Source organism: Calidithermus chliarophilus DSM 9957, assembly GCF_000430045.1.
In the GTDB taxonomy this organism is placed as follows: Bacteria; Deinococcota; Deinococci; order Deinococcales; family Thermaceae; genus Calidithermus; species Calidithermus chliarophilus.
On the sequence record NZ_KE387023.1, the window covers coordinates 2,538,083 to 2,548,497 of the forward strand.

Consider the following 10,415-nt stretch of genomic DNA (forward strand, 5'->3'; position numbering starts at 1 on the left):
TCCACGGAGTCTAGCCCAAGCGCTCGTAGGCGGGCAGCGTCAGGAACTCGCGGAACTCGGGCTGCAGCACCAGCTCGTCGAGCAACTGGGCGGCGGCCTCGAGGTTCTTCATCCCCTCGAGCTTGGCCATCTCCTCCCGCTTGAGCTGCTCGTAAAGCTCGCGGGTGAAGGGACGGCCGTCCTCGAGCTTGGCCCCCTTGCGCAGCCACTGCCAGAGCTGGGCGCGGGAGATCTCGGCGGTGGCGGCGTCCTCCATCAGGTTGAAGATCGCCACCGCGCCGCTGCCGCCGAGCCAGGCGGCCATGTACTGCAGCTCCACGCTGATGTTGTTGCGCGCCCCCGCCTCGGTGACGGTGCCGCCGGGCACGTCGAAGTCGATGAGCTGCTCGGGGCGCACCTTGCCCTCGACGTCCTCGCGCAGGCGGTCCTTCTGGTTGGGCTTCTCGCCCAGCACCTTGTCGAAGACGCCGATGGCCACGGGCACTAAGTCGGGGTGGGCCACCCAGGTGCCGTCGAAGCCGTCGCCCGACTCGCGCTCCTTGTCCTTGGTCACGGCGGCGATGGCGAGAGCGTTGACCTCAGGGTCCTTGCGGCTAGGGATGAAGGCGGCCATGCCCCCGATGGCGTGGGCGCCGCGCTTGTGGCAGGTGCGCACCAGCAGCTCGGTGTAGGCGCGCATGAAGGGCACGGTCATGGTGATCTGGACGCGGTCGGGGAAAATGACCCCGCCGTCCGCGGCAGGGACGGTGGCGAATTTCTTGATGCAGCTAAAGATGTAGTCCCAGCGCCCGGCGTTGAGCCCGGCGGCGTGTTCCTTCAGCTCGTAGAGGATCTCCTCCATCTCGAAGGCGGCCAGGATGGTCTCGATGAGCACAGTGGCGCGGATGGTGCCGCGCGGGATGCCCAGGTAGTCCTGCGCGAAGTTGAACACGTCGTTCCAGAGGCGGGCCTCGAGGTGACTCTCCAGCTTGGGCAGGTAGAAGTAGGGGCCCGAGCCGCGCCTGAGCAGTTCGTGGGCGTTGTGGAAGAAGTAGAGCCCGAAGTCGAAGAGGGAGCCCGAGACCGGCTCGCCGTCCACGAGGACGTGGCGCTCGGTGAGGTGCCAGCCGCGCGGGCGCACCACCAGGGTGGCGGTCTTCTCGGCCAGGCGGTACTCCTTGCCCTCCGGCGAGGTGAAGCTGATGGTGCGGCGCACCGCGTCCATGAGGTTCTGCTGCCCCTGGACGATGTTCTCCCAGGTGGGGGAGAGGGCGTCCTCGCAGTCGGCCATGAAGACCTTGGCCCCCGAGTTGAGCGCGTTGATCATCATCTTGCGCTCGATGGGGCCGGTGATCTCGGTGCGGCGGTCGTCGAGGTCGGGGGGGGCCGGGGCCACGCGCCAGTCGCCCTCGCGGATGAAGCGGGTGTGCTCGAGCAGGCCCGGCTTCTCGCCCGCCGCGATCCGCCGCGCCACCTCGGCCCGGCGCTGCAGCAAGCCCTTGCGCACCGCGCCGAACTCGCGCTGCAAGCCCGCCACGAAGGCCAGGGCCTCGGGGGTGAGCACGTTGTCGGAGGCCGGGAGCTTGGGGCCGGTGATCTCGATGCCTTTGGGTAGGGTCATGGGGGCTCCTTTGCTGGGGGTGCGGATGGCGGATGGCGTATCGCCAGGCGGCGACCGGCCAAGCGCTATCCGCGCTTCATGTTCATGAGCCTAGCTTTCAGGTCGTTGTTTGTCAATGTATGAACAGATTTTGCGTGTATTGAAAAATACCCGGCCCTCGAGTAAGCTGGCCGTATGGAGAACAAACGCCGACCCGGGCGCACCCGCAGCACCGAGGTGGGGGAGGTGCGCACGCTCGAGCGCGGTCTGCACCTGCTCGAGGCCCTCTCCGAGGCCGAGACCCTCTCCCTCTCCGAGCTCGCCCGGCGCACCGAGCTCTCGCCCAGCACCGCCTACCGGCTGCTCGAGACCCTCCGCAAGCGGGGCTTCGCCGACTGGGACGAGGACCGGGGCCTGTGGAAGGTGGGGCTGCGGGCCTACCAGGTGGGTTCGGCCTTCCTGACCCGGGGCGGGCTGGTGGACGCCGCCATGCCCGAGATGGAAAAGCTAGTGGACGAGCTCAACGAGACCGTCAACCTGGCCGTACTCGACGGCAACGAGGCGGTCTATATCGCCCAGGTCGAGGGGCGGCAGCTCATCCGCATGTTCACCCGCATCGGGGCGCGGGCGCCGCTGTACTGCACCGGGGTGGGCAAGGCCCTGCTGATGGGCCACAGCGAGGCCGAGACCCGGCGCATGCTGGGGGCCGGGCCCTTCAGGGCCTTCACCGACAAGACCCTCACCAGCCCCGAAGCCTTCCTCAGCGCGATCGGCGAGGCGCAAAAGCGCGGCTTCGCCCTCGACAACGAGGAGCGCGAGGAGGGGGTGCGCTGCATCGCCGCGCCGGTGCGGGACAACCGCGGCAAGGTGGTGGCCTCCATGTCGCTCTCCGCCCCCGCCAGCCGTGTGCCCGACGAGCGCCTGGATGGCCTGGGCCAGCGGGTGCGCCGCGCCGCCGACGCGGTCTCCGCCCGCCTGGGCTGGGCGGGCTAGGGGAGCTTCCACCCCGCGGGCAGCAGGGCCCGCACCGCGCCGTCGGCCAGCACCAGCCCGAAGCCGAAGCCGCTCTGGCTGTAGTAGTTCACCTCCACGCCCACGCCCAGCCCCGCGAAGTAGTTGAGGATGAAGTCCCCCAGCACCTGCACGCCCCCGCCGTATTCGAAACTGGCGTTCACGCCCCGCGCCCCGGCGAAGGGCACCAGGGACAGCCGCTCGAGCGCGTAAACCCCGTCCCCGGCCCGCCACTCCAGCCGCAGGGGGTAGTGCGCCGACAGGCGGGCCTCGCTGAGGACGGGGTCCGAGGCGTTCCAACCGCCCTGGTAGCCGCTCAGTTGCAGCGCCAGGTTCTGCTCGAGGACGCTCCCCGCCAGCGTGAACCGCCCCTCCCAGCCCGAAAGCCGCGACGCCGCACCCCCGAGGCCCCAGCCCTGCTCGAGGTAGCCGAAGGGGTCGAAGCCGAGGTTGCCGAGGTCCAGGCGCGCGCCCGCGTCCCAGCCCGCGTTGCTGTAGTAGGCCGCGAAGGGCTGCAGGCGGTAGGCGGCGAGCCCCAGGCCCGGGAGTTCGCCCACGCCGCGGTAGGCTGGGCTGAGCCCCACGGCCCAGCCCCCCGGGCCTGTAGCTCCCAGCGAGGGTCAGCCCCCACTCGAAGGTGGGGGTGAAGCTGTACTGCGCCTGCGCGGCCAGGCCGCCCGCCTCGGCCACGCCCAGCCCCACCTCATAGGCGTGGAGCCCGGCCACGTCGTTGCCGTAGACCGTGGCCCCCAGCCCGAAGGCCCCTGGCCCCACCGGCAGCCAGTAGAGCGGCAGCAGGTGCGGGGTGTAGGGCTCGACCGGGTACGGCCTCGCCTTGGGGCAGGGCGGGGGCGGGGGGCTCCGAAGCCTGGAGCGACCCCACCTCGAGGCCCTCCGGCAGGCGCTCGAGCCGCTTGACCTCGAGGCCGAGGCCGCCGTAGCTGGAGAAGGCGACCCCCTGGGGCGAATGGCTGACGCTGAACACCCCCCCGGGGGTTGGGCGGTGAGCTGGAGGAGCTGCCCCTCCCGCACCCGGTAGAGCTGGGAGCTTCCCCGGCGGTCGGAGGCGAAGAGGAGCTGCCCTTCGGGGGTCCAGGCGGGCCACCAGTCCTGGAAGAAGTCGGAGGTGACGAACTCGAGCGCCCCCTCCCGCAGCAGCGCCACGTCGAGGAAGCCGCCCGGGCGCCACACCGCGAGCGCGACGGCGCCGTCCGGGCCCGGGGCGGGCTGGAAGAGCTGCCAGCCCCCGGGGGCCGCGTAGACCTCCCGGTCCTGCCCCCCGCACCAGCGGCGCAGGGCCGAGCGGTCCACACTTCGGCGCACGTACAGCACGCAGTCGCCCTCCGCCACCGCGTCGCTGGCGCGCGCGCCGTGGGTCAGGCGGGTCTCCTGCCCGCCGGGCCCCAGCCGGAACACCTCGCCGTAGCTGGTGCCCCCCTGGCGCACCACGCGGGAGTAGACCAGGCTGCCGCTGCGGTCCCAGGAGAGCCGGTCGGGGCGGCCCGGCAGGGGGACGGCGGAGGAGAAGCCGGTCGTGGCCTGCCGCCGGTCGGCCCACCCCACCCGCACCGCGCCGCCCTGCCACCAGGCCAGCAGCCCGTCGGGGCGCCAGGCCGGGCTCGAGCCCGCGCTCAGCCGCTCGGCCTGCGGGAGCTCGGTGCGTCGCAGCGCCTCCGCCTCGGCCTGGGCCCGGGCGAGCTCGAGCCCGCTCCACAGCTCCCACAGGGGTTCCAAGCGCGTTCCCAGCGCCCTCTCCCAGGCTTCTGAGAAGTCGAAGCCCCCGGCGTTGTAGGCCCGGATGACCTTCCGCAGGCCGTCCTCGCCGAACTCATCGGCCAGGAAGGCCACGAAACCGGCCCCGAAGCTGTAGCGGGTGTTGCCGCCGGGGTAGCGCTCGAGCGGCCCGATCCCCGCGTCGGCCAGGGTGGGCCACTTCCCCTCGCGCGCGATCTGCGCCCGCAGGGTGCGGGTGGTGGTGTCGGCCACGCGGCCCCCGCTGGTCAGGATGGACTCGAGGTATACCGCGTAGCCCTCGATGAACCAGGCCGGCGGAACGCGGGCGGTGTTGCTGCCCGGGTAGCGGCCCAGGATGGCCGTCAGCGGGTCGTCGCCGTGGGTGGTGAGGTGGGCTATGTGCGTGTACTCGTGGACGAGCAGCACCTCGAGCACGTCCTGCCACTGCACCCCGATGAGCCCGGGCTGCGGGAACGTGGCGTAGATGCGGATGACGGGGTAGGGAAAGACCATCGCGAAGCCGTTGAACTCGTCGGTCTCGTCGCCCACCAGGACGTAGGTGCGCGGCGGCTGGTTGCCCACGATCCCGCTCACCGCCTCCCGCACCGCCTCGGCCGTGGCCGCGACCCGCCGGGCGTAGCCCTCCAGGCGCGGCGGGTGGACCACGGTGAAGTGCGGCGTGACCACCTGCTGCAGCGGCACCTCCCCGATGAGCTGCGCTCGAGCCGAACCCAGGGCCGCCAGCACCAGCAGCACCCAAAAGACGTGGCGGAACATGCGCCTACTTTACCGGCCGGGCGGCCGGGTTTGATGACGGTCGGCGGCGTGGTGTGGTTCGCCGAACGCCTAACGCCTAACGCCTAACGCCGAACGCCGAACGCCTAACGCCGAACGCCGAACTAACCCGACCGAAGGGAGTACTCTAGGATTCAAAAAGATAGCCTCTGGAGTTTTTTGATTTGGAAGATTATCTTTTTGAATCCGGTATAAAACACCAGACGCATGATGCCGTCGGCAGGCCTCGCGCTGGCCTGTGCCCATTCTCCCAAGAAGCCAGGCCCCGCCTTGGCGGGGCCTAGTCAGGCTATCAGCTATCGACTATCGACTTGTTCAGCTCACTCGAGCTTCCAGGTACTCGCGCTCGCCCAGCACGATCTGGCGGGCTAAGTCGGGGTCTTTGGGGAATTCCTTGCCCCGGTTGATGAGGTAGGTCTCGTAGCGCCCGATCTCGAACTTCTCGACTATGCTCGAGAGCGCCTTGGAGAGGTCGAACTCTTTGCAGGAGAAGATGTCCACGCTGACAAAGCGTTTCTCGGGGAAGGTGTGGATGGCGATGTGGCTCTCGGCGATGAGGACCACGCCGGTAACGCCGGAGGAGTGCCCGGTGTGCCCGTCATAGCGGTGCACGAAGGGGGGCAGCACCTTGGTCATGCCCATCTCCATGGGAAGCTCGTCCAGAACGCGCCGGACGAGTTCAAAATCGGCCAATTTGTCGGCGTTGGCGTTGTAGCCGTCGATCATCAGGTGCGGGCCAAACCCAAAGAGTTCCAACCTTATCTCCTTAAGTGGCCTACGGGTGTCTCCCGGCAGGCTTTCTCACCCCGTCGAGCGGCGTAGGAACGCCGTTTCAACAGCCAATCATTATGGGGCCGGGGGGGTGGGGTGTCAAGGACGCGAAGGGCATGAGGCGGTGTAATTACCCCGCCGTCACCGGGGACGAAAATCCCGAGGGTTGGACACCGTGATACGCACGCGAAAATCGAACAATTGGCCGCCTACAGTTTCCCTCCCTGACGGTGTTATTATTGGCTTCGTGAGAGGAGGCAACAATGTATCGCGGTAGAGAAGGGCAATGGGCCTTTTTCCTGCACCGGATATCGGGGATAGCCATCCTGCTCTATCTCCTGATCCACGTGCTCAACATATCGGCGGCGATGTGGGGCGAGGAAGCGTCGAAGAGCTTATTCGCCATCTTCCACATCTGGTTCTTCCGACTAGGGCTGCTGGGGGTGATCGGCGCGGTGCTCTACCACGCCCTCAACGGGCTGCGCATCATCCTCATGGACTTTACCGGATGGGGTGTGAAGTACCAGCGGGAGCTTTGGTACGGGGTGTGGGGGCTGTTCGTGCTGTTCTACGTCCCCGCGCTCGTGAAGATCGTGCCGGAGATCGTCCGGGACATCACGGGGGCCTGACATGGCAGTGCGCGCGCGTCGTTATCAAGAGGCCAAGGCCCAGGCCGGGACCAACCTCGAGCTCGCCTGGTGGGTGTTCATGCGGGTCTCGGGGCTGGTGCTGGTGTTCTTGGTGCTGGGCCACCTTTACATGAGCAACATCCTGATCAACGCCGGGAAGGTCGAGTACACCTACATCGCCGAGCGGCTGTCCAACACCACCTGGAAGATCTACGACTGGGCCATGCTCTCGCTGTCGCTGCTGCACGGCATGAACGGCCTGCGCTACGTGCTCGACGACTGGGTGCGCGACCCCGCCCGCCGCTTCTGGGCCAAGGTGGTCGCCTACTCCCTGGCGGTGCTGGTGTTCTTCGTGGGCAGCATGTCGCTGCTGAACCACGACTTCTCCAAGGGGCTCAGCGAGAACACCCGGCTCGAGCAGAGCGAGGGCACGAGGTAAACCATGGCACACCAACATGACGTGATCGTCATCGGCGCGGGGGGCTCGGGCCTCACCGCCGCGCTCTACGCGGCCAAGCAGGGCGTGGACGTGGCGGTGATCTCCAAGCTCTACCCCACCCGCAGCCACACCGGCGCGGCCCAGGGGGGCATCGGCGCGGCCTTAGGCAACGTCGAGGAGGACCACTGGGAGTGGCACATGTTCGACACCATCAAGGGCGGGGACTACCTCACCGACCAGGACGCCGCCGAGATCTTCGCCAAGGAGGTCATCGAGGCGGTGCTCGAGCTCGAGCACATGGGCCTGCCCTTCGACCGGCTGCCTAACGGCCGCATCGCCCAGCGCCGCTTCGGCGGGCACACCAAGGAGTACGGCAAGGCCGCCGTGCACCGCGCCGCCCACGCCGCCGACCGCACCGGGCACATGATCCTGCAGACGCTCTACCAGCAGTGCGTCAAGCACAACCTCACCTTCTACAACGAGTTCCACGTCACCGACGTGATCATCGAGGACAACGTGGCCAAGGGCGTGGTGGCCTACGAACTGGCCACGGGTGAGCTGCACACCTTCCAGGCCAAGGCCATCGTCATCGCCTCGGGCGGCTACGGGCGAGCCTGGAAAGTCACCTCCAACGCCTTCACCCTCACCGGCGACCTGCAGGCCATCCTCTACCGCAAGGGGCTGCCGCTGGAGGACATGGAGTTCTACCAGTTCCACCCCACCGGCCTCTTCCCGCTGGGCATCCTGCTCACCGAGGGGGCGCGCGGCGAGGGCGGCATCCTGCGCAACGACTCGGGCGAGCGCTTCATGGAGCGCTACGCGCCCACCATCAAGGACCTGGCCCCGCGCGACATGGTGGCCCGGGCGATGTACCTCGAGGTGCGCGAGGGCCGGGGCGTGGGCCCGCGCAAGGACCACGTGCTCCTCGACCTCACCCACCTGCCCGCCGAGACCATCCACAAGAAGCTGCCCGACATCTCCGAGTTCGCCTGGATCTACCAGGGCGTCGACCCCACCAAGCAGCCGGTGCCGGTGATGCCCACCGCCCACTACGCGATGGGCGGCATCCCCACCACCTTGAGCGGCGAGGTCATCGCCGACGACAAGAACACCCTCATCGCCGGGCTCTACGCCGCGGGCGAGGTGGCCTGCGTGAGCCTGCACGGCGCCAACCGCCTGGGCACCAACTCGCTGGGCGACCTCGTGGTCTTCGGCCGCCGCGCCGGGACCGCCGCCGCCAAGTTCGCCAAGTCGGCCGAGCTGCACGACCTCTCCCCGGACGCCTCGGGGGAGAGCCGCGAGCGCCTCGAGCGCGTGCGCAACTCCAGCGGCAAGGAGTCGGTGGCGGCGCTGCGGGCCGAGCTCCAGCAGGCCATGCAGGACTACGCCTCGGTCTTCCGCACCGAGGAGCTGCTGGCCAAGGGCGTGGAGGCGGTGGCCGAGCTGCAGGAGCGCTACAAGAACATCGGCGTGCAGGACAAGGGCGAGCGCTACAACACCGAGCTCGTCGAGGCGATGGAGCTGGGGTACTTGCTCGAGGTCTCCGAGGCCACGGTGCACTCCTGCCTCAACCGCAAGGAGAGCCGCGGCGCCCACGCCCGCGAGGACTACCCCGAGCGCGACGACAAGAACTGGCTCAAGCACAGCCTGGTCTACCGCAAGAACGGCAAGGTGGACTTCATGTACAAGCCGGTGGTGCTGGGCAAGTTCGAGCCTAAGGCGAGGACGTATTGATGCCGATAGCCCATAGCCGATAGTCGATAGCCAAAGGGCTATTAGCTATCGGCTATCAGCGTCCGGAGGACAAATGCAAGTAACCCTCAAAGTCATGCGCTACGACCCCAACAAGGCGGCCAAGCCGGGTTGGGTGAGCTATCAGGTCGAGGCGGAGCCCATGGACCGGGTGCTCGATCTGCTGCACAAGGTCAAGTACTTCCAGGACGGCACGCTGGCCTTCCGGCGCAGTTGCGGGCACGGCATCTGCGGCTCGGACGCCATGCTCATCAACGGGAAGAACCAGCTCGCGTGCAAGGCGCTGGTCAAGGACCTCACCAAGAAGGCGGGGGACACCATCACGGTCGAGCCGCTGCGCGGCCTGCCGGTGAAGAAGGACCTGGTCGTGGACATGGACCCCTTCTTCGACGCTTACCGCGCGGTCAAGCCCTACCTCATCAACGACGAGCCGCCGCCCGACCGCGAGCGTCTGCAAAGCCCCGAGGACCGTGCCCGCTTCGACGCGAGCACCAAGTGCATCCTCTGCGCGGCCTGCACCACGAGCTGCCCCGTGTTCTGGGTCAACGGCAGCTACATCGGCCCGGCCGCCATCGTGCAGGCGCACCGCTTCATCTTCGACAGCCGCGACCGGGGCGCCCGCGAGCGCTTCCAGGCCCTCGCGGCCAGCACCGGGGTCTGGCGCTGCCGCACGGCCTACAACTGCACCGAGGCCTGCCCGCGCGAAATCCCCGTCACCCAGGCCATCGAAGAGGTCAAGCGGGCCATCCTCTACGACAAGTTCTGACCTCGAGCCCCCTCTCTAAGGGTGAACCGTAGGTTCGCCCTTTCGTTTTTGCTTCTGGAGAGGCCGGTTCGCGGCGCGGTGGTTTGGCGGGGACTGTTCCGCCGTCAGGGGCCGGAGGGGGAGGCCATTCCACGTGGCGAGGGCATCGCGGTACGCGACCCGGCATACGCCGGAAACCTGCTCCCCCTGGGCTCCCCCGAGGGACTCCAGGTTACCGGCAGAGCCGGTATGGCCTACGGCCACCCCCTCGCGGACGTGCCGCCGGGCCTCAGTGCCCGCGTGTGCGGGGGTGCGGGCCGCACCTTGACCCGGCGGCCTGCCCGTCTGCGCCACCCCGCCCACCCCCTCCCCCGTGAGCCGCACACCCCGGCCGGGGCACGGCAGCAACCACTGAGCAAATGTCCCCTGGGGAGTGGGGCTGTAGTCGGCCTGCGGGCGGGGCACAACCCCAGCGGATGATTAACTTTGTAGGGACGCGAGGCCTCGCGTCCCTACGGCGTTTTGCGTTTTGCGTTCGGCTATCGGCGTTCGGCTACCGGCGCATCACGCCAAGTGTGCGACGATTTGCGGCAGCTGCCGTTGCACGAGGTAGCGCAGGACGCCGAGTTGGCCGTTGCCGCGCACGACCAGGACGAGGCTGTGCTCGAGGTCGATGCGGTGGAAGACGAGCTGGTGGCCGCGGTACTCCAGGGTGAGGCTGTCGAGGGTGGAGTAGCCGGTGCGGTCGCCGAGCACGCCCGCGATGGAGAAGAGGGTGCGGCAGTAGACGGTGAAGACCTCGGGGTCGGGGGGCATCTGGCCGACCTGGCCCAGCATGGCGCCGCCGGGGCCGATGACCATGGCCGTTTCGACCTCGGGCTTGTCGAGGAAGGGGGAGAGGAGGGGCTCGAGGCCCGGCTTGAGCACGGGCTCGGGGGCGGGCGGGGTGGGGGAGGGGGG

General features: G+C 68.6%; 10 protein-coding genes. 6 read left to right on the top strand and 4 right to left on the bottom strand.

Annotated features, from left to right (window positions below):
• Positions 1 to 10: 10 nt before the first annotated feature.
• Positions 11 to 1,600, bottom strand: coding sequence for a malate synthase A (gene aceB / locus MEICH_RS0112305; protein WP_027892869.1), 1,590 nt, complete (start codon positions 1,598 to 1,600; stop codon positions 11 to 13).
• A gap of 174 nt (positions 1,601 to 1,774) precedes the next feature.
• Here aceB and MEICH_RS0112310 point away from each other — a divergent pair, with 174 nt between their 5' ends.
• The gene (locus MEICH_RS0112310) at positions 1,775 to 2,572 is read left to right on the top strand and encodes an IclR family transcriptional regulator (RefSeq protein ID WP_027892870.1); all 798 of its coding nucleotides are present in this window, start codon (positions 1,775 to 1,777) and stop codon (positions 2,570 to 2,572) included.
• On the opposite strand, the gene MEICH_RS0112315 is transcribed toward MEICH_RS0112310, so the two are convergent.
• Positions 2,569 to 3,147: a hypothetical protein gene (locus MEICH_RS0112315; protein ID WP_169730665.1), complete on the bottom strand. Its 579-nt coding sequence runs from the start codon at positions 3,145 to 3,147 to the stop codon at positions 2,569 to 2,571. The genes MEICH_RS0112310 and MEICH_RS0112315 overlap by 4 nt on opposite strands.
• Before the next feature lie 1,576 nt (positions 3,148 to 4,723).
• Here MEICH_RS0112315 and MEICH_RS0112320 point away from each other — a divergent pair.
• Positions 4,724 to 5,188: a hypothetical protein gene (locus MEICH_RS0112320; RefSeq protein WP_157202760.1), complete on the top strand. Its 465-nt coding sequence runs from the start codon at positions 4,724 to 4,726 to the stop codon at positions 5,186 to 5,188.
• Positions 5,189 to 5,434: 246 nt separating this feature from the next.
• Here MEICH_RS0112320 and speD read toward each other — a convergent pair whose 3' ends face one another.
• Complete coding sequence (speD, locus tag MEICH_RS0112325; protein ID WP_027892873.1) at positions 5,435 to 5,875, bottom strand: adenosylmethionine decarboxylase; 441 nt, start codon at positions 5,873 to 5,875, stop codon at positions 5,435 to 5,437.
• Positions 5,876 to 6,153: 278 nt separating this feature from the next.
• On the opposite strand from speD, the gene sdhC reads away from it, so the two are divergent.
• From sdhC to MEICH_RS0112345, 4 genes are all read left to right on the top strand, one after another.
• A complete protein-coding gene (gene sdhC, locus MEICH_RS0112330; protein ID WP_027892874.1) occupies positions 6,154 to 6,519 on the top strand; it encodes a succinate dehydrogenase, cytochrome b556 subunit in 366 nt (121 codons plus the stop codon).
• 1 nt (position 6,520) lies between these two features.
• Complete coding sequence (locus MEICH_RS0112335) at positions 6,521 to 6,958, top strand: succinate dehydrogenase hydrophobic membrane anchor subunit (protein ID WP_027892875.1); 438 nt, start codon at positions 6,521 to 6,523, stop codon at positions 6,956 to 6,958.
• A 3-nt stretch (positions 6,959 to 6,961) separates the two neighbouring features.
• A complete protein-coding gene (sdhA, locus tag MEICH_RS0112340) occupies positions 6,962 to 8,692 on the top strand; it encodes a succinate dehydrogenase flavoprotein subunit (RefSeq protein WP_027892876.1) in 1,731 nt (576 codons plus the stop codon).
• A 73-nt stretch (positions 8,693 to 8,765) separates the two neighbouring features.
• Positions 8,766 to 9,476 carry a succinate dehydrogenase iron-sulfur subunit gene (locus MEICH_RS0112345; RefSeq protein WP_027892877.1) on the top strand — a complete coding sequence of 237 codons (711 nt, stop codon included), beginning with the start codon at positions 8,766 to 8,768 and terminating at the stop codon, positions 9,474 to 9,476.
• 543 nt (positions 9,477 to 10,019) lie between these two features.
• Here MEICH_RS0112345 and MEICH_RS29375 read toward each other — a convergent pair.
• A partial coding sequence (locus MEICH_RS29375) for a roadblock/LC7 domain-containing protein (protein ID WP_169730666.1) occupies positions 10,020 to 10,415 on the bottom strand: 396 nt, incomplete at its 5' end.

What these genes read in the sequence shown, in the direction of transcription:
- aceB (WP_027892869.1), bottom strand. Translation starts at nt 1,600, where the DNA reads ATGACCCTACCCAAAGGCATCGAGATCACCGGCCCCAAGCTCCCGGCC.
- MEICH_RS0112310 (WP_027892870.1), top strand. Translation starts at nt 1,775, where the DNA reads ATGGAGAACAAACGCCGACCCGGGCGCACCCGCAGCACCGAGGTGGGG.
- sdhC (WP_027892874.1), top strand. Translation starts at nt 6,154, where the DNA reads ATGTATCGCGGTAGAGAAGGGCAATGGGCCTTTTTCCTGCACCGGATA.
- MEICH_RS0112335 (WP_027892875.1), top strand. Translation starts at nt 6,521, where the DNA reads ATGGCAGTGCGCGCGCGTCGTTATCAAGAGGCCAAGGCCCAGGCCGGG.
- sdhA (WP_027892876.1), top strand. Translation starts at nt 6,962, where the DNA reads ATGGCACACCAACATGACGTGATCGTCATCGGCGCGGGGGGCTCGGGC.
- MEICH_RS0112345 (WP_027892877.1), top strand. Translation starts at nt 8,766, where the DNA reads ATGCAAGTAACCCTCAAAGTCATGCGCTACGACCCCAACAAGGCGGCC.